The 18,788-nt window shown below is 59.9% G+C and carries 18 protein-coding genes and 1 riboswitch; all 18 genes read right to left on the bottom strand.

All coding sequences use genetic code 11. The features are described 5' to 3' along the window. On the bottom strand, positions 1–686 hold a 686-nt coding region (locus tag HNQ72_RS28215), incomplete at its 3' end, for a thiolase family protein (RefSeq protein WP_281400800.1). A gap of 76 nt (positions 687–762) precedes the next feature. After that, positions 763–2,130, bottom strand: coding sequence for a TIGR00366 family protein (locus HNQ72_RS28210; RefSeq protein ID WP_148146968.1), 1,368 nt, complete (start codon positions 2,128–2,130; stop codon positions 763–765). Positions 2,131–2,159: 29 nt separating this feature from the next. After that, complete coding sequence (locus tag HNQ72_RS28205; protein ID WP_183997642.1) at positions 2,160–2,816, bottom strand: 3-oxoacid CoA-transferase subunit B; 657 nt, start codon at positions 2,814–2,816, stop codon at positions 2,160–2,162. After that, positions 2,809–3,471, bottom strand: a complete 663-nt coding sequence (locus HNQ72_RS28200; protein ID WP_183997640.1) for a CoA transferase subunit A — start codon at positions 3,469–3,471, stop codon at positions 2,809–2,811. Before HNQ72_RS28200 ends, HNQ72_RS28205 begins: the two co-directional genes overlap by 8 nt. A gap of 275 nt (positions 3,472–3,746) precedes the next feature. Further along, the gene (gene atoC, locus HNQ72_RS28195) at positions 3,747–5,132 is read right to left on the bottom strand and encodes an acetoacetate metabolism transcriptional regulator AtoC (protein ID WP_183997638.1); all 1,386 of its coding nucleotides are present in this window, start codon (positions 5,130–5,132) and stop codon (positions 3,747–3,749) included. Continuing rightward, complete coding sequence (gene atoS / locus HNQ72_RS28190) at positions 5,129–6,982, bottom strand: two-component system sensor histidine kinase AtoS (RefSeq protein ID WP_183997636.1); 1,854 nt, start codon at positions 6,980–6,982, stop codon at positions 5,129–5,131. Before atoS ends, atoC begins: the two co-directional genes overlap by 4 nt. 279 nt (positions 6,983–7,261) lie before the next feature. Next, positions 7,262–8,071 (bottom strand): inositol monophosphatase family protein, encoded by an 810-nt coding sequence (locus tag HNQ72_RS28185; protein WP_183997634.1) that lies wholly within the window; start codon positions 8,069–8,071, stop codon positions 7,262–7,264. After that, positions 8,068–8,904 carry a glycerophosphodiester phosphodiesterase gene (locus HNQ72_RS28180; protein ID WP_183997632.1) on the bottom strand — a complete coding sequence of 279 codons (837 nt, stop codon included), beginning with the start codon at positions 8,902–8,904 and terminating at the stop codon, positions 8,068–8,070. Before HNQ72_RS28180 ends, HNQ72_RS28185 begins: the two co-directional genes overlap by 4 nt. A 2-nt stretch (positions 8,905–8,906) precedes the next feature. Then, a complete protein-coding gene (locus tag HNQ72_RS28175) occupies positions 8,907–9,941 on the bottom strand; it encodes an ABC transporter ATP-binding protein (RefSeq protein WP_183997630.1) in 1,035 nt (344 codons plus the stop codon). Positions 9,942–9,949: 8 nt separating this feature from the next. Next, on the bottom strand, positions 9,950–10,774 hold the full coding sequence (locus HNQ72_RS28170; RefSeq protein ID WP_183997628.1) for an ABC transporter permease: 825 nt from the start codon (positions 10,772–10,774) through the stop codon (positions 9,950–9,952). Position 10,775: 1 nt separating this feature from the next. After that, the gene (locus HNQ72_RS28165) at positions 10,776–11,597 is read right to left on the bottom strand and encodes an ABC transporter permease (RefSeq protein ID WP_244654618.1); all 822 of its coding nucleotides are present in this window, start codon (positions 11,595–11,597) and stop codon (positions 10,776–10,778) included. 59 nt (positions 11,598–11,656) lie between these two features. Beyond that, positions 11,657–12,808, bottom strand: coding sequence for an extracellular solute-binding protein (locus tag HNQ72_RS28160; protein WP_183997624.1), 1,152 nt, complete (start codon positions 12,806–12,808; stop codon positions 11,657–11,659). Between the two features lie 196 nt (positions 12,809–13,004). Further along, complete coding sequence (locus tag HNQ72_RS28155) at positions 13,005–13,634, bottom strand: thiamine phosphate synthase (protein ID WP_183997622.1); 630 nt, start codon at positions 13,632–13,634, stop codon at positions 13,005–13,007. Next, the gene (locus HNQ72_RS28150) at positions 13,631–14,404 is read right to left on the bottom strand and encodes a thiazole synthase (protein ID WP_183997620.1); all 774 of its coding nucleotides are present in this window, start codon (positions 14,402–14,404) and stop codon (positions 13,631–13,633) included. The genes HNQ72_RS28155 and HNQ72_RS28150 overlap by 4 nt, the downstream gene beginning before the upstream one ends. Before the next feature lie 3 nt (positions 14,405–14,407). Beyond that, positions 14,408–14,605, bottom strand: coding sequence for a sulfur carrier protein ThiS (gene thiS, locus HNQ72_RS28145; RefSeq protein WP_183997618.1), 198 nt, complete (start codon positions 14,603–14,605; stop codon positions 14,408–14,410). Then, positions 14,602–15,588: a glycine oxidase ThiO gene (gene thiO / locus HNQ72_RS28140; protein WP_183997616.1), complete on the bottom strand. Its 987-nt coding sequence runs from the start codon at positions 15,586–15,588 to the stop codon at positions 14,602–14,604. Before thiO ends, thiS begins: the two co-directional genes overlap by 4 nt. Further along, the gene (thiC, locus tag HNQ72_RS28135; protein ID WP_183997614.1) at positions 15,588–17,423 is read right to left on the bottom strand and encodes a phosphomethylpyrimidine synthase ThiC; all 1,836 of its coding nucleotides are present in this window, start codon (positions 17,421–17,423) and stop codon (positions 15,588–15,590) included. The genes thiO and thiC overlap by 1 nt, the downstream gene beginning before the upstream one ends. A 96-nt stretch (positions 17,424–17,519) precedes the next feature. After that, positions 17,520–17,631: riboswitch (TPP riboswitch) on the bottom strand. Positions 17,632–17,728: 97 nt separating this feature from the next. Continuing rightward, positions 17,729–18,787, bottom strand: coding sequence for an ABC transporter ATP-binding protein (locus tag HNQ72_RS28130; protein WP_183997612.1), 1,059 nt, complete (start codon positions 18,785–18,787; stop codon positions 17,729–17,731). Position 18,788 lies beyond the last annotated feature (1 nt).

The following is an 18,788-nucleotide window of genomic DNA, read 5'->3' as shown; positions in this document are numbered from 1 at the left end:
AGTCCGGCCAGAACGTCGAGCGTCGTGGCGCGCGGGTTCTCGTCGATATCGACTATGATATCGCCCTTGCGGGTCTTGATCGTCACCGGCACGATCTCTGCCTTGAACCGACCGTCCGCAATTGCGGCAGCGGCCTTGGTCTGCGAGGCCAGTGCGAAAGCGTCCTGTTCAGCGCGGGTCAGTGCATATTTCTCAGCGACGTTTTCTGCAGTGATGCCCATGTGATAGTCGTTGAAGGCATCCCACAAGCCGTCCTTGATCATCGTGTCGACGAACTCGGCCGGGCCCATCTTGACGCCAGTGCGCAACACTGCGGCATGCGGGGCAAGGCTCATGTTTTCCTGGCCGCCGGCCACCACCACATCGGCATCGCCGGCAAGGATCGACTGGGCGCCGAGGGCAACCGCACGGAGACCCGAACCGCAGACCTGGTTGATGGTGAGTGCCGTGGCACCCATCGGAATGCCGGCGGCAACGGCTGCCTGGCGAGCGGTGTTCTGGCCCTGGCCGGCACTCAGCACATGGCCGAGCACGACATCGGAAACGGCGGAGGCTTCAAGCTTGGCCCGTTCGAGAGCTTCGCGGATGACGATCGAGCCCAGCTCGCTTGCGGGAAGGGTGGAAAGCCCACCCATGAACTTGCCGATCGCCGTGCGGGCGGCAGAAACAATTACGATATTGCTCATGGTTTTTACTCCGGCACTTTTGGCCATTTTCAAAAGGAGAAACAGGCGCGCCGGGGTTTGCCGGCGCGCGCCGATGTCAGAAGCAGTAGAGGCCTATCAGGAAGATCGGCAGCGTGACGATGAGTGCGGTCACGCAATAACCCATGATGTCGCGCACCCCGAGTCCGGCGATTGCAAGCGCCGGCAGTGCCCAGAAGGGCTGAGCCATGTTCATCCACTCTTCGCCATAGGCGATCGCCATGGCGGCCATGCCCTTGTCCACGCCGAGAGCCTGTGCGGCCGGCATGATGAAGGGACCCTGGACGACCCAGTGTCCGCCACCGGAAGGTACGGCAAAGTTGATGAAGCCGGACGACAGGAATGCCAGAACCGGGAATGTGTCCTTGTTGGCTATTTCAACGAACCAGTTGGTGATCAGACCACCGAGACCGGAATGCTCCATCATCATCTGAATGCCGGCATAGAACGGGAACTGGATCATAATCCCTGCCGTTCCGCGGGCTGCATTGCTGATGGCGCGAGCATATGCCATCGGGGTCTGGTGCAGCAGCAAGCCAGCGATCACCATGATCAGGTTGACGATGTTGACCGTCATGTTGAAGCCATGGCTCTGGAAATACTGAACCAGATAGACGATACCGAGCGCAGCAACGATCCAGACGAAGACGCGGCTTTCTTCCAGACGTTCCGCAAAGGTGGCATCCGGCCCCAGAACACGTTTTGTCGATTCTTCCGGCTTCAGGAGCTTGGGATCGATTGCGACGACATCCTTTTCGGCCGGGTGCATGAAGCGGCACAGGAACGGCAGGACGACGATGAGGGCGACTGTGATGAAGATGTTGTAGCCGGTGAAGATCGTGTCGGAAATCGGGATGAGACCGACCGACTTCTCCATTGGATTGCCAGGAGTGGCGGCGACCAGCGGAACGGAGGCCGAAAGGCCGCCGTGCCAGGTCATGAAGCCGATATAGGCCGACGCAATCAGCAGGCGATAATCTGCTGCGGGAATACGACGGGCCACCTGACGGGCGAACATGGCACCGACAACCAGACCGAAGCCCCAGTTGATGACGCAGGCAACGCTCGAGGCAAACACGACCAGCATAACGCCCTGACGCGGTGTCTTGGCAATGGAGGACAGCTTCACCATCAGTTTGTGGATGGGATCTGAACTGGCCAGGGCATGGCCGGTCACCAGAACCAGAGCCATCTGCATCGAGAATGCGAGAAGGTTCCAGAAACCGTCGCCCCACATATTCACCATGTCGAGCACGGAGGACTGCGTCAGGAAGACGCCAAGGGCAAACGTTATGATCGTCAGGAGAATAGCAAATACCAGTGGATCAGGCAGGTAACGGCTTACAAGGCTTGAAAGGCCCTTTGTCAGGGCGTGAATGGGGTTGAAACGGCTCGCGCTCGTTTCCCCGCTGGGAACGGACGACATGATTTATCTCTTTCTGAATGAGAGAAGGATCACTCTGTGATCTGCATCTCGGGAACGTTTGCGGGAATGATCAGCTCGCAGTCGGTTGCGGCCTTTACCTGATCGATCGAGACGCCGGGCGCGGTCTCCTTGAGGATAAGGCCTTCATCGCTTGGCTGGAGAACGGCAAGGTCGGTGACGATCAGATCAACGCGGCGCACCGAGGTCAGCGGCAGCGTGCATTTCTGCACGATCTTCGACTTTCCCTTGGCCGTATGCTGCATGGCAACGATCACACGCTTTGCACCCGAAACGAGGTCCATCGCCCCGCCCATGCCCGGCACCATCTTGCCCGGCACCATCCAGTTGGCGAGTTGCCCCGACTGATCGACCTGCAGGCCGCCAAGGACAGTGACGTCGAGATGGCCGCCCCGAATGAGCCCGAAGGACGTGGCGCTGTCGAAGGCGCAGGCTCCCGGCAGGGCGCCGATGAAAGCGCCGCCGGCGTCGGTCAGATCTCCTAGCGCAAAGCCCTGTTCAGGAAGCGCCGCCATGCCGATGATGCCGTTTTCCGATTGGAAGAAAACATTCATGTTGTTCGGCAGATAGGCGGCAACCATCGTCGGCAAGCCGATACCCAGATTGACCAGGAAACCATCCTGCAGTTCAAGCGCAACACGCTTGGCGATCAAAGTCTTTTCATCCATGACGGTTCTCCGTAGCAATGAGGTAGTCCACCAGCACATTCGGGGTGACGACCACATCCGGTGGGATAACGCCGACGGGAACGATGTCCGCGGCTTCGACGATCACGGTTTCGGCCGCCATTGCCATCAGTGGATTGAAATTTCGCGCCGTCAGCGCGTAATCGACGTTTCCGTAATAGTCAGCGCGCTTGGCATTGATCAGGGCGAAGTCCGCCTTTAGCGGTTTCTCGACGAGATAGGTTTTGCCGTCGATCTCGATTGTCTGTTTGCCTTCCTCCACGGTCGTGCCGACGCCTGTCGGCGTGAGAGCGCCGCCAAGCCCGAAACCGCCGGAACGAATGCGCTCTGCAAGCGTGCCCTGAGGCACGAGTTCGACCTGCGTTTCTCCAGCAATCATCTGCCGCTGTGTTTCGGGATTGGTGCCGATATGGCTGGTTACCAGCCTTGCGACGAGTTTCGCATCGATCAGCTTGCCGATACCGACATTCGGACGGGCGGTATCATTGGCAATGACCGTCAGGCCTTTTTTGCCTTGCCGCACGAGTTCGTTCATTAGACGGTGGGGCGTGCCGGCGCCCATGAAGCCGCCGATCATCAACACCGCACCATCAGGAATAGCCGCAACGGCATCTTCCAGGTTTCGCAATTTACTCATGAAATATTCATCCTTTCCTTGACGGGAAGGAGAATTTGCCTGTCGGCGCGGATAGGCGCCGGCAGGACTGATCCTCCTGAACTGCCTGGAAAAAATGCTTCACGAGAGACCTTTTCAGGCGGTTCGCCTATTTAAATTGCATAAAGCGTGCCACCTTCATTCGGCGCTAAAAGCGCTCCAGGCTTGCTGTTTGATAGCTGGGGAAGAGGTTATCGGTGCAAGATCCTGCATAGTGCGCACAGCGTTGCGCACCGCATCCGGCAAGGCCGGGCGGTTCAGGTAAGTTCGTATTCCTGCAGCTTGTAGAGCAGCGAGCGGCGGCTGATGCCAAGCTGGCGGGCCGTCTTGACCCTGTTGCCACCATTGCGCGTCAAGGCATCGGCGATGACCCTGGCTTCATAATCCGAGATCAGGTCGCGCAGCGCCTTGTCCCGATCGTCCGGCTCCGTTGTCACGGTCAGGTCGCTGCCTTCTTCCAGACCGCATCTGATATTTTCCGGCAGGTCTTCGGCAAAAACCAGGCCGCCCGTGCTCATGACGACCGCGCGCTCCACAGCATTGGAAAGCTCGCGGACATTCCCCGGCCACGAATATCGCATCAGGCATTCGACGGCATTCTGATCGAAGCCATCGACGTCGATATGGTTTTCGGAAGCGAAGCGCTGGAGGAAATGGCTGGACAGAAGGCGGACGTCCTCCGGTCTTTCCCGCAACGGAACCGTTCGCAGCGTAACGACATTGAGACGGAAATAGAGGTCCTGGCGGAACAGGTTCTGCCGGACCATTTCCTCCAGGTTCCGGTTGGTCGCGACGACAATGCGAACATCCGCAGGTATGAGCTTGTCGCCACCGACACGCTCGAACTCCCGCTCCTGCAGAACCCGCAGGAGCTTGACCTGCAGGCTGGCGGAAATATCGCCGATTTCATCGAGAAAAAGAGTTCCACCATCCGCCTGTTCGAAACGTCCCGACCGGCGAGAGACCGCGCCCGAAAAAGCCCCTTTCTCGTGGCCGAAGAATTCGCTTTCGAGCAATCCCTCAGGCACGGCCGCGCAGTTGATCTTGACGAAGGGGCCGTTGCTGCGCGTGCTGTTATAGTGGATGGCCGAAGCAATCATCTCCTTGCCGGTGCCGCTTTCTCCCGTCACCAGGACCGTGGCATTGCTTCTCGCAACCTTGGCCACCATCTGCAGCAGGCTCAGCATTTTCGGGCTATTGGTGAGGATGCGATCCATACGGTAGCTGGCGGAAAGCTCCCGCTGAAGCGCTGCGATATCGTCACGCATGGTCCGCATCTGGAGCGACCTGCCGATGAGGAGCATGACCTCCTCGATATCGAACGGCTTGATGATGTAATCGAATGCGCCGTCCTTTATCGCCTGCACAGCGGTGCCGACCTCGGCATAGGCGGTCATCAGGATTACGGTTGCCGCCCGATCTATCCGGCGTATCTCAGCCAGAGCCTGAAGACCGGTCATGTTCGGCATCCGGATATCCATCAGGACGATGTCGGGGCGCTGCGTCGAAAATGCCGCAACGGCTTCCATCCCATCACGGGCCGTGGTGACGACATAACCCGCCTTCGTCAGCACGGCCATGAGCATCTGACGAATGGCCTCGTCATCGTCGACGACAAGTGCGGTGCTGGTGGATCTGTTCATGATACGGGCAACCCATCGGTTCTATGGTGTAACTGGGGAAGCCGGAGGTTGACCTCAGCTCCCTTTCCTCGCTTTGAGAAGATCGTCACTGTTCCGTAATGCGCGTCGACGATGCGGTGGACCATGGCGAGGCCGAGACCGGTTCCATTCGGCTTGGTGGAGTAGAAAGGATCGAAGATCTTTTCGAGATCCTCGGCAGCAATCCCTTCGCCATCATCCCTAAAACGGACCAGTGCTACGCTATTCGTCTGCATCGAGGTGGAAATCTCGATCCTGCCGTCTCTCCCGATCGCCTGAAGCGCGTTGATGATGATATTCAGAAACGCCTGTTTCAGGGATTCGCCATCTCCCTCAATGGCAGGCAGGTCGGGCGACAGGTCGAGCACCACATGGACGCTCGACTTGCCGCAAGCCAGAAGCAGCACTTCTCTCAACAGATCGTTGATCTGGACGAACTGGATCGCAGGCGGCCGCGGCTTTCCGAACTCCAGGAGCTCGGCGATAATAGAGTTGAGACTGTCGACCTGGCGGATGATCAGGGGGGAATATTTCTGCCACTCCTCGATGTCGTCGCAGCTTTCCAGGAACTGCATGAACCCGCGGATGGATGTCAGCGGATTGCGGATTTCATGCGCAACGCCGGCCATAAGTTCGCCGAGCCCCGCAAGCCTGTCGGCCCGCATGACCTGCGTTCGAAGGCGGCTTTGCTCCGTAAGATCCTTGATGACGACAACGGCGCCCATCGTTTTCTCGCTGCTGTCACGCAGCACATTGCTGGACACTGCCACATGCAGGCTGCGCTCCTGCAGAACGATCTCGCCGGGAATATCCGTATGCTCTTCTCCCGCATCCAGCGCATCGAGCAACAATCGTGAAAAGATATAATTCTCTCCGAATACAAGATCGGAAGCATGACCAATCGCCTCCGGCGCGGTCACGTCGAGCATTTTCTGCCCGGCAGGATTTATCGATGTGATCCGGCTGGAGCTATCCACGGCGACAACCCCATCGGCGATGCTGTGTAAAATCCGTTCGGTGACCGATCGCGCATCCAGAACCGCGCGCGCCATCCCGTTGATCTCGATCGCGATTGCACCTATTTCCCCGAGCGGCTCGGGAATCTTGACGCTCAGATCCGTGCGCATATGCGCCAATCCGCGCGTGATGCTTTTGATATCGCGATCAAGGCCACGGGAAAGGCCGAAGGCGAGGACCGTACCAAGAAGAATACCCGTTCCGCAGACATATATGGCGGCCCGGTCGATTGCAAAAGTCTGCCGCTCGACATCTGTCGACAGCTCGTTTGCCCATATGTAACCGACGATTTCTTCACCTTGCTTGATCGGGCGCATCGCATTCATGATTGAACCACGGACCTGCGGACCGGTCTCTATCCGCTCATGGCCGGTTCTCATGACAATCCGCCCCGGATGGTCCGCAGCAATCGGCATCCCGATCGCGCGGCCATATTGCCTGCTCGGACCATAGGTAACGATCGCATCCAGAGCCTTCGAATAATAACCGATGCCGATCCCCGGATTGGCAGCGGCAACCATATCCGTGAAGGAGGAGAGCCTGTTGTTCAGCTGCGTGAGACGTTCCTGCCTGGCTCCGATTGACAAAGCCCGCCTGTCGGCAAGCAGATCTTTCAAATCGGCATCCAGATAGAGGTCGAGAATTCTCGTTATGCCGAAGAGTTTCTGCTCTTTCTCATGCAGCAGGGCAGACTTGCCCTCTCGCTCCATCAGGATGCCCGCAGCAACCATCGGCAAAATGACCGCGACACCGAAAATCGCGAGGAGCTTGCCGCGAATTGTATCTGGAACAACGCGGTGAACAGATGACGCCATAGCAGTTTATCACGTCAGAAGATCAATGAGATCGACATTGATCAGACGGCACCAGCGCCTTTTGAAAACCGGAAAATGTTCGACGTGTCCTTTGGCTCATTGTTACAATGAACCGCAGGGTATCTTTTGATCTGTCGCAAATATCTGCCGAGTGCTGCACGCGGCATTTGCCTTGAACGGGCGGCTGCTTGAAGGTTGGCGATAAGCTTTGCCAGACAAGAGAACATCGCGAGAGGCAAGAGCTCCATGCCCGCCTGGAGGCAGGCATGGAGCAAAAATTCAGGCCGCGTTTTTCGGCGGTGCTCCGCGAAGGCGTTCCAGCAGATAGGCGTGGGTCGCCGGGTTGGCAACGATGAGCGTGCCGGTCTTTTCATAGACCTCCGGGCCGCGTCCCCACCAGTCCGTGACGATCCCGCCAGCTTCCTGGACGATGAGAATTCCGGCCGCCGTATCGACGAAACCCGTCTCCTCGTAATAACCGGTCAGTCGACCGCAAGCGACATACGCGCAGGAATTAGCCGCACTGCCGACGATGCGAACCGCACCGATCGGCGCACGGATCTCATCGAGACGCTGATAGGCGCCCGGATGCAGCTGCAGGTTAGGTGTCGGCAGGCCGGTGCCGACGCACATCAGCGCCACATCGGTCGAGGTGCTGACATTCAGGCGCGTGCCATTGAGATAGGCGCCCTCACCCTTGATCGCGGTAAACATCTCGTCGGAAACGGGATTGTAGATGAGGCCGCACATCGTCTCGTTGCCGCGGCGCAGCGAAATTGTGATCGTGTAATGCTGGCCGTAGATGAAGTTCGTCGTGCCGTCGATCGGATCGACCAGCCAGCGATGTTCGCTGTCGGAGCCTTCGACGGGAGCGAATTCCTCGCCGGTCAGGCCCCAGGGATACTGGCTGAGGAGGCGTTCGCGGATCAGCGTCTCGGATTGCTTGTCGGCGTCGGAGACGAAATCGCCCGGTCCCTTGATGCCGATCTCGATATCGCGAAAGCGCTTGAAATGCTCGAGCGTCAGGGCACCGGCCTCGCGGGCGGTTTCGACCATGTGGTCGAGGATCTTGCTGTAATTGACTGTCATGAACTGAATGCCTTGGCTAACCCTTCCGGGTCATCTGTGGTGATCTGGTCGACTTTGAGCTTCAAGAGGCGTTCGACCAGGGGAATAGTCTGCGGAGTGATGTGATTGATCGTCCAGGCATCGACACGGCGGCCGTTCGCGTGGACGGGCGCGATGAGATCGAAACCGGCATCCTCGGCGGCAAGGACGATGCGGTAATCGAGATAGATCATGCCGGCATCGGGGGCAGTGTTCAGCGCCTGTTCGATGAAGTCGCGATAGTCGCCCGTCGCCTTCAAACGTGCCAAGCTCTCGCCGTAACAGGGGTCATATCCCGTCGCTATGCCGGGAGCGGCCTTGGCCAGCGCTTCGATGGCGTCGAAATCACCACCGGACAGGATCAGCGATGCGGCGATCGGCGCTGCACTCTTGCCGAAACCGGAGATGGCCTGCGGGGTCAGCGCTTGAAGGTCTTCCTTGTAGTCGAGCTGCAGCAACGCGTCGGGATGCACGCCTTCGCGGCTAAGAAGCGCACAGAGATCTTCCAGAAGCAGAACCCTGTCGGCGATAGGCTCGCCGTCATTGCCGCGCAGATGAAGCGCGCGCAGGGCGTCGGCCGATGTGTCGCGCACCTTGCCGTGGCCGGTCGTTTCCCGCTCCAGCATCAGGTCATGCAGGACAGCAAAACCGTGATCGCCATGAACGACGAGATCGACTTCGACACTGGCGCCAAGCCGCATCGCCTCGACGATAAGCCCGCCGGTAAAGACCGGATCGGAGATACGGCGACGGCCGCGATGCCACTTGATGGCCGTGCGATGGCCATCGCGATCAAGATGGATGGGTGCGCTCACGGTCAGCTCCGGAAGATCTGCTGGTTGTTGCGATAGGCGGCGACGGCGCGGGGTTCAAGATCGACGCCCTGCCCCGTGCGAAACAGGTCGGGATGGGCTACCATCGATTTCAACCGCGTGCCATCGGCGAGATCAAGGTCGACCAGGCCGTGCGATCCGTAGTCGGTCACACGATGCACTTTCGCCTTGGGTGTCTCGGAAACGGTGAGATCCAGTGCTTCGGGACGAATGGCGAGCGTTGCCGGACCGTCCGCAATGGACAGCGGGAAGCTGAAGTCAGAACGTGCGAAATGGCCGTTTTTCACTTCGCCTTCGACTAGGTTCATCGTGCCGATGAAACCGGCGACGAAAGGCGTTTTCGGGTCGCGATAGACGACATCGGGGCGGCCGATCTGCTCGGTCTTGCCGTTCGCCATGACGACGATGCGATCGGCCATGGAAAGCGCCTCGTCCTGGCCGTGGGTGACGAACAGGGTGGTGATGCCGAGCCGCTGCTGGATGTCCCTCACCTCTTCGCGCAGGCGCTCGCGCAGATGCTGGTCGAGGCTGGCAAAGGGTTCGTCGAGAAGCAGGATTTTCGGCTCCAGCACCAGCGAACGCGCCAGCGCCACGCGCTGCTGCTGGCCGCCGGAAAGCTGGTTGGTCATGCGGTCGCCATAACCGGCAAGCCCGACCAGTTCGAGCACCGCCTCGACCTTTTCCCTGATCTCCGCTGCCGGCATGCGGCGCAGTTTCAGACCGAAGGCGAGGTTCTTGAAGACATTCATATGGGTCCAGAGCGCATGGCTCTGGAATACCATGCCGGTCGGCCGGCGTTCGGGCGGCAGATGGGTGACATCTTCGCCATCAATGGTGATGCGCCCGCTGGTCGGCTGTTCGAAGCCGCCGACCATGCGCAGGAGCGTCGACTTGCCCGAGCCGGAGGGGCCGAGAAGGCAGACAAGTTCGCCATCGGCGACATCGAGAGAGAAGCTGTTGACGGCGTGGGTGCCGCCGGAAAAGGTCTTGGTGACCTCAGCGATATGAAGAACAGACATGATATTTCCTAACCGCCGAAACCGCGGGCAAATGCGCCGCCACCGATAACCCGGCGGGCGAACATGAGGGCGATGAACGAGGGAACCCAGAGAAGAACCGAGAGAACCGCGCCATACTGGATGACCATCTGGTTGTTGATGTAGCTGATCATCAGCACCGGCATTGTGCGGATGCCGGGAGCCCCGATCAGCCAGGCGCCTTCGGTTTCATAAAATGTGCCGACGAAGCTCAGCAGCACGGCGGCGAAAATCGTCGGCCCGGCCTGCGGCAGGGTGATCGACCAGAAAACCCGCAAGGGGCTGGCCCCAACATCGCGCGCCGCCTCTTCCATGCGCTTATCGACCGCCTGAAAAGCCGCGACCGGGATCCAGATCATGAACATCAGTGTGCCGACAAGCTGGATCAGCACGACGCCCCAGAAGGTGCCGATGAGATTGAGCTGCAGGAAGATCGCGGCAATCGCCACCAGCAGGCCGAATTTCGGGAAGGCATGGCCGGCGAGGAAGGAGAAGAACAGGATATCGCGCCCGGGAAACTTCATCCGTGCAAAAGCGTAAGCCGCCGGAAGGCAGATCAGCGCCGACAGCAGCGTCACCACCGTCGACAGCTTCAGGCTCAGCATCAGCGCGTTCCAGACATCAGGGCGACCCAAAGTCTGGCCCCAGAAACGGAAGCCGAATTTCTGCGGAATGATGTTGGGATAACGCCAGACCTCGGTAAAGGCCCAGGTGGCGACAACGACGAGCGGCCCGATGATGACCAGCGTCAGGATAACCGCGAAGGCGATGCCGGACCAGTCTGGGCGCGCGCGCTTGAGGGTAAGAGACGTCATCTCATTTCCCCCGGTTCTTGGCGACGGAGCGCACATAAAAGAGCCCGAACAGGATGCAGAAACCGAAAGCGACAACGGCCTGCGTCATGGCTCCGATCGGGTCCTGAACATCGCGCAGGGTACGCTGCATGAATGGGCCGAGCATTTCCGGAGAGGCCGGACCGAGCAGATAGGGAAGCGTGAAGGACGAAAAAATACCGAGCACCGAAAAGGAAAGCGCCACGAGGATGGAATTGGAAATGCGCGGCAGGATGATGTGCCAGAAAACACGGAGTGTATTGGCACCGACATCGCGCGCAGCCTCGATGGACTGATTGGCGACACTGCCGAGACCCGAAAGCAGGATCAGGACAGTCAGCGGAATGTTATCCCAAACGAGACCGATGACCGGCCCCCAGGGCGTGAGATAGGGCGTGCGGATTTTTGGCAATCCGACTGCATTGAGCAGGATATCGACCATGCCGTTGGGGCCGAGCACGCGGATGAAGGCGAAGGCGAGGATGATCGACGGCACGAACATCGGCAGGATGGCGAGCGCCTGCACATAGGCCGGTAGACGGCCATGCGAAAAGCGCAGGTAAAGCGCGATCGGCAGGCAGATGACCAGAAGCAGGACCGCGCAGACAAGCGTCGTCCAGAGCGTTATGGCCAGATTGTCGAGGCTGTATCGATCGGAAAAGAAGAACGCATAGCTCGACAGGTCGAAGCTGGAATTGCCGTCGGCATCGGTGCGCCAGATCGTGCGGCTGATTGCGTTGATGGCCGGCCAGATGACGAGCCAGATCACCAGAAAAACGGGTATGGCGACAAGCAGGAGGCCGATGGGCCTCCTGCCTGCTGCGGTCTCGGCGGGTACCGAAACCGCTCTTTCGACGAATTCGCTCACGACTTGCGGTCGACGTTCGGTGCGACGTGACGATACCAGCCGTCATTGATGGCGGCTTCCCACTTGCCGCCCGGGAAGGTCGGGATCGTCTTCGGGATGATGTCGGCGAACTTCTTACGCAGATCTTCCGAGACGTGATCCCAGGAAACGCCGGGGAAACCGCCGAGTTCGGTAAGGATGGCGCTCTGCATTTCTTCCGAAAGCATGAAATCGGCGAGCTTCAGCGAAGCCTCGCGATTTGCACCATTCTCGATGACGACGGAGCGGGTGAAACCGCCGCAAAGCGCCAGATCCTGCAGCTGTACCAGACCGGTTTCAGCCGGCAGCACGCCCTGCTCGATCGCCTGCAGAACCTGGTCCGACCAGACCGGGATCATGGTGACGACGCCCTGCGAAAGAAGCTGCAGCGACTGGGTGTTGCCGGAGGAATAGGCGCCCTTGTCGTAGAGATGCGGAGCGATATCGGCCAGAAGCTTCCACGCCTTGCCGAGCGCTTCCTCGCCGAATTCAGGGGTATAGTTGTCGACCTTGAAGGCCTTCGGGTCGAGGCCGTTTGCCTGATGGATGGCGCGACGGACGAAATTGCCACCCGAACCGCCCTTGTCGGGACGGTTATAGACGAACTGGCCCGGATTGGCCTTGATCCAGGTGACGAGCGCGTCCCAGGTCTTCGGCGCATCGGCCGGCTTCAGCTTGGTCGTGTCGTAGGCAAGCAGAACCTGTGAGCCGCGGTAAGGCAGGCTGTATTCGCTTTCGATGGCGAGCGGGTTGACCTTGGAATAGTTGGAAAGCCCGGCAGCCTTGATATTGGTGTAAACGCCGGCCTTGATGGCGCCGGCCGGCAGAAGCGCGTCGGCGGATTCGAAAAAGTCTGCCTGCGGATCGGCATTGGTCTGCTTGGCAGCAATCGCACGCTCGCCGATCGCGATGATGCCGGCGCCGTCGCCTGCATCGACGAGATTGAGCTTGAGGCCCGGATTGGCAGCCTCGAATGCGGGCTTAACGATATTTGTCCAGAAATCGAGAATGTTGGTGTCCGAGCTGGTGTACCAGTCGATCTGGCCCTTTGCGGCAAAGCTCATGCGGGGCGCGAGCGCCAGACCGGCGGCGGCACCGGCTGCGGACATCATAAAAGTACGGCGTTTCATCTTTATCTCCGATTCAGTCGGGCGAGTAAAATTGGGAACCGCCAACTCAATCGAAATATGATCGGGGCGGCGCTGACCGGCAGATGCACAGCCGTGCAATCTCAAGCCAGTCGGCGCCGTTTCTACTGTCCTCGCATAACGCTTTCATGACAGGTTTTGACAGGAACGCGCATGCACAGCGCCTGTCATGAAACCTTCATCCGACCTGTGTTTCCAACTCCTGTCGCCACGCGGCCGTCACAGCCAGCCACTCCCGCGTGCGGGCTTCCGGGTTTTCGTTGAGCACGATATCGGTCACGACCGCAGCGCTTTGCGCGCCCTGTTCGAGAACCAGCGGTGCGCGTTCGGCGGTAATGCCGCCGATGGCGACCAGCGGCAGATCGCCGATCCGCCGCTTCCAGTCGGCGACACGTTCGACGCCTTGCGGCTGCCATTTCATCTTCTTCAGGATGGTGGGCCAGACGGGGCCGAGCGCCACATAATCCGGCTTTACGGAAAGAGCCTTGTCCAGTTCGGCGATATCATGGGTCGATACCCCGAGCTTCAATTGCGCCCGGCGAATGGCAGCGAGATCGGCTTCGACCAAATCCTCCTGACCGAGATGGATGAAGTCGCAGCCCTCATCGATTGCCAGTTGCCAGTAGTCGTTGACGACAAGCTGGCAGCCATGAGCCAAGCATATGGCCTTCGCGCGGCGGATTTCGGCGCGCAAAACGGTCTCGGCTTTGTCCTTGATGCGCAATTGCACAAGCTTGACGCCCAGCGGCACCAGCCGCTCGATCCAGTCGGCGCTATCGACGATGAGGTAGAAAGGATCGAGCCTCATGAAAACACCGCCTTGCCGATGACAGGTGTGGAAGGCACCGCCATGTCGCGCGGCTCCAGCATGCCGGAAAGATAGGCAAGGCGGCCCGCATCGATCGCCCCGGCGAAAGCCTGCGCCATCGCCGACGGGTCACCTGCACCGGCAACCGCCGTGTTGAGCAGCACGGCATCGTAACCCAGCTCCATCACCGTGGCCGCATGCGATGGCCGGCCGAGACCGGCATCGACGATCAGCGGAATTTCGGGAAAGGCAGCCCGCATGGCGACAAGCGCCGATGGATTGCGCGGGCCTGCTGCCGAGCCGATCGGCGCGCACCAGGGCATCAGCACCCGGCAACCGGCGGCCAGCAGCCTTTCACCGACGACGAGATCGTCCGTCGTATAGGGAAAAACCGCAAAACCTTCGTCGGTGAGGATGCGCGCCGCTTCAACCAGCTCGAAGACATCCGGCTGCAGACTATCGTGATGGCCGATAACCTCGAGCTTGATCCAATTGGTGCCGAATACTTCGCGCGCCATTTTTGCGGTCAGCTCCGCTTCCGAAGCACTGTGGCATCCGGCGGTATTGGGCAGGATGCGCACACCGAGCTTCCGGATCAGTTCGAAAAATGCGCCACCCGTTTTGCCGCCCGAAGTTTCCCGGCGAAGCGAGACGGTGACGATGCCCGCGCCTGAGCGATTGACCGCCTCGGACAGAACCGCCGGAGAAGGATAACGCGCCGTGCCGAGCAGCAGGCGCGACGACAATTCGGCATCATAGAGTTTCAGCATGGTTCAGCCTCCCTGCATGGGAGAAAGGATTTCGATCCGGTCTCCTTCTTTAAGACTCGCATCCGCTCGGTCTTCACGATGGACGAGATCGCCGTTGACGGCGGTGGCCAGCCACTCGCCTTCATATTCCAGCGCAGCCAGAAGCTCGGCAAGCGTGGCGGCCTCCAGAAACTGCCTTTCACCATTGACGATGAGGTTCATGGGATCAGCTCCTTCTCGGGCACATAGGCGTTGGAAAGCCGGCCGGCAGCCTTTTTCGCCATGGCTGGCGCCAGAAGAAAGCCGTGGCGGTGCATGCCGGCAATCGCCAGCCCGCCATCCGTCTCCACCACGCGCGGCACATTGTCGTCGAAAGCAGGGCGGATACCCACGCCGGTTTCCACCACACGTGCCTCGCCGAAAGCCGGATGCAGCGCATAGGCCGCATTCAGTAGCTCCATCAGCGAGCGTGCCGAAATCGGCCCGTCGTCCTCGGTCTCGATCATCGTTGCCCCGACCATGAAACGATGATCATCGCGTGGCACGACATAGATCGGGTGGCGCGGATGCAGCATGCGCACCGGCCGCGACAGCGCGACCTCATCGCTTTCGAGATAGAGCATTTCGCCCCGCACACCGCGTAGGCCGGGAATATGCGGGATCGCCGCCGGGCCGGTGCAATCGAGAACGGCGGTATAGTTCTTCTTCGGCACCGGCCCCCAGCCGAGATGGAACAGGCCACCGAGATTGCGGATCGCCTTGGCGAGCCCGGTCAATGCCCGGCGCGGATCGAGATGCGCCTCACCTTCGAAAAACAACGCCTTGTCGAAACGGCCGGCAAGTGACGGTTCGAGTGTGGTTATGCCTTCGCGGTCGAGCCAGATATGGCCCGATGTGCGGGAAGCGAACCGGACAAGATCGGCCAAATCGCGCGGCTGCGCCACGACCAGCGTGCCGTTGCGAATGACCGCCCCCGGCACCGCCCGATCCCACCAGTCGGCGGCATCGAGACCGAGCGTCAGCACGATCTCTTCCGCCGCCTCTCGCTCACAATAGGGGGCAAGCATGCCGCCGGCGAAATGCGATGCGCCCTGCCCGATCGTGTCCTGATAATCGACGATATCGACATCTTCGCCGCGTCTCAGAAGCTCAAGAGCCACCGCGAGGCCGGCAACGCCGGCCCCTTTGACGAGAAAGAGAGACATCAGGCTTCACTCCCGGCATTTGCCAGTGGATTTCCCACCGGCATGTAGAGATCGCCACCGTCACGATATTTGGCCGCCATCGCCTCCAGCCCCTCCTTCTGCGCCTCGGCGCGGATATCGTGGGAGATCCGCATCGAGCAGAATTTCGGGCCGCACATGGAGCAGAAATGCGCCACCTTGTGTGCGTCCTTGGGCAAGGTCTCGTCGTGGAAATTCCGCGCCGTATCCGGATCCAGCGACAGGTTGAACTGATCTTCCCAACGGAACTCGAAACGGGCGCGAGACAGGGCATCATCGCGCATCTGCGCCCCCGGATGCCCCTTGGCGAGATCGGCGGCATGGGCTGCGATCTTGTAGGTGATGACGCCGGTTTTCACGTCGTCGCGATCCGGAAGGCCCAGATGCTCCTTCGGCGTGACGTAACACAGCATGGCCGTGCCGAACCAGCCGATCATCGCAGCGCCGATGGCCGAGGTGATATGATCGTAACCGGGGGCGATATCGGTGGTGAGCGGACCGAGCGTGTAGAACGGCGCTTCGCCGCAGGTCTTCAGCTGCTTGTCCATGTTCTCCTTGATCTTGTGCATCGGCACATGGCCGGGGCCTTCGATCATCACCTGGCAATCCTTCTCCCAGGCGATCTTCGTCAGTTCTCCGAGCGTCTCCAGCTCGGCAAACTGGGCGGCATCATTGGCATCGGCGATCGAGCCGGGGCGCAGGCCGTCGCCTAACGAAAAGGTCACGTCATAGGCGCGGGCGATGTCGCAGATCTCGTCGAAATGCTCGTAGAGAAAACTCTCGCGATGGTGATGCAGACACCACTTGGCCATGATCGAGCCGCCGCGTGAAACGATGCCGGTGACGCGGTTGACGGTAAGGTGGATATAGGAAAGCCGCACGCCGGCATGGATGGTGAAATAGTCGACGCCCTGTTCGGCCTGTTCGATCAGCGTGTCGCGATAGACCTCCCATGACAGATCCTCGGCAATGCCATTGACCTTCTCCAGCGCCTGATAAAGTGGCACCGTGCCGATCGGCACCGGCGAATTGCGGATGATCCATTCGCGGATATTGTGGATGTTGCGGCCGGTCGACAGGTCCATGACCGTATCGGCGCCCCAGCGGATCGCCCAGACCATCTTTTCCACCTCTTCCGCCATGGAGGAGGTGACGGCGGAATTGCCGATATTGGCGTTGATCTTCACCAGAAAATTGCGGCCGATGATCATCGGTTCGCTTTCGGGGTGGTTGATATTGGCTGGAATGACGGCACGGCCCTCGGCCACTTCGCGACGGACGAATTCCGGCGTGATGTAATCTGGAGTGTGCGCGCCAAAACTTTCGCCGTCCCGGACCAGGGCTTCCTTGGCCGCCTGACGGCCGATGTTTTCACGGATGGCGATGAATTCCATCTCGGGGGTGATGATGCCGGCACGGGCATAGGCAAGCTGGGTGACGGCGCGACCCGCATTCGCCTTGAATGGCATATTGCGAATGGGAAATTCGGGGGTCAGCCGCTCGCCGGTGGCAAAGCCGTTATCCTCCGGCTTGACGTGGCGGCCATCATAGCGGCCAACATCGCCGCGACCCAGAACCCAGTTTTCGCGCAGGCGCGGAAGACCCTGGTCGATTGCGACGATGTGTTTCGGATCGGTATAGGGGCCGGAACTGTCATAGACGGTGACCGGCGGTTCGCCGGATGTCGGGTGGAGAGCGATCTCGCGCATTGGCACACGCAGATCAGGAAATTTCTCTCCCGCGACATGGATTTTTGAGGAGGCCGGAAAAGGACCCGAAGTGACGGTCGGGCTTTGCGGTTTGGCGGCAATATTCATCGTGAGGCTCCAAGTTTCAAGGTTGGAGACCCAGTCCTAGAGCCGGAAAGATGGAAGAACGCCGATGACGGAATCCGGGTTACGAATTCAGAATTATCGCAGCGTTTTGCACCGTCCCTACGCCAGTATGAACTGGATCAGGTTCAACGGGTCACTGCGCGCGATAGCAGAATCTCAGCCCCTTGCCGGGACACCCCTGGTGAATGCGATGAGGCTATGACAGGCCGCCGGGCCGGTCAAGTGGGTGATGCAAGCGCCGCGAGAAGCTGAATGAAACAATCTCGCGGTTCTTGTATGGGCCTCGATCAATCGAGCCGGGCTTCACTCGCCGGATCGAAGAAGTGGACCTTGGCAGACGTGATCGACAGGCGGATTTCCTGGCCCGGTGCAAAATCCACCCGGTCGTTGACGACACAGGTGATTTCCGTGCCGCCGATATCGGCCAGAACATGCGTGTCGGCGCCGGTCGGTTCGACGACCTTGATCGTCGCCCTTGCGCCGTCCTGTAGGCCTGCGGCAAATCCTTGCGGACGGATACCGACAACGACATCACCGCCGCTTGCGGCTTTCGGCAGGGAAGGCAGGGCCAGACGCTCACCACCGGCAAGAAGCAGCGATTGCCCTTCGATCCTGCCGCGCAAGAAATTCATCGACGGTGACCCGAGGAACCCTGCAACGAACATGTTTTCCGGGTGATCGTAAAGTTCCAGCGGCGTCCCGATCTGCTCGACGCAACCGCCGCGCAGAACGACGATCCGATCCGCCATGGTCATGGCTTCGACCTGATCGTGAGTGACGTAGACGATCGTCGATCCCAACCTCTGGTGAAGCGCCTTGATCTCCGCGCGCATCTGCACGCGCAGCTTGGCATCGAGGTTGGAGAGCGGTTCGTCGAACAGGAAGACATCGGGATCGCGAACGATCGCACGCCCCATGGCGACACGCTGGCGCTGGCCGCCGGACAGTTGCGACGGCTTGCGCTGCAAGAGCGGGGTCAGCCCGAGAATTTCGGATGCTTCCGAAACCTTCTTGTCGATCTCGGCCTTTTTCATGCCGGATATTTCCAGCGAGAAGCCCATGTTCTGGCCGACCGTCATTTGCGGATAGAGCGCATAGTTCTGGAACACCATCGCGATGTTCCGTTCCTTCGGCGAAAGCGTGTTGACCACACGCCCGCCGATATCGATACGCCCAGCCGATATGTCCTCAAGGCCGGCGATCATTCTGAGCAAGGTCGACTTGCCGCAGCCAGACGGCCCGACCAGGATGAGGAATTCCCCATCCCGGATGTCGATCGAAACACCTTTGACCACTTCGAGCGCACCAAAGCTCTTGCGCAGATCGGAGACTTGAACCGTCGCCATG

Source organism: Aliirhizobium wenxiniae, assembly GCF_014201355.1.
In the GTDB taxonomy this organism is placed as follows: Bacteria; Pseudomonadota; Alphaproteobacteria; order Rhizobiales; family Rhizobiaceae; genus Neorhizobium; species Neorhizobium wenxiniae.
This window is presented reverse-complemented; position numbering and strand designations above follow the sequence as displayed.